This is a genomic window from Rhizobium sp. SVR5-9E, assembly GCF_056755095.1.
The window spans coordinates 1-253 of the sequence record NZ_JBNDHS010000551.1; the positions used below are offsets into that span (position 1 = coordinate 1).

The following is a 253-nucleotide window of genomic DNA, read 5'->3' on the forward strand; positions in this document are numbered from 1 at the left end:
GAAGAATGTTTTTCTTACGACTGCTTTTAAAGAGGGATTATTTGAAGTTCAGGATGCTTCTTCGCAAAAAATCGGGTATTTCCTTGATGTAAAAGAAGGGCAAAGAGTTGTTGATGCCTGCGCGGGTGCGGGTGGAAAGACACTTCACCTTGCAGCTTTGATGGGAAATAAAGGACAGATCATTGCCCTTGATATCTTCGAATGGAAATTAGCCGAGCTGAAACGCCGTGCCAAAAGAGCAGGTGCCCACAAT

Annotated in this window: 1 protein-coding gene; it reads left to right on the forward strand. The window is 44.3% G+C overall.

What is annotated here, in order from left to right:
* The coding region (locus tag ACPYOJ_RS36020; protein ID WP_481420482.1) for a class I SAM-dependent methyltransferase at positions 1 to 253 on the forward strand (253 nt) is incomplete at both ends.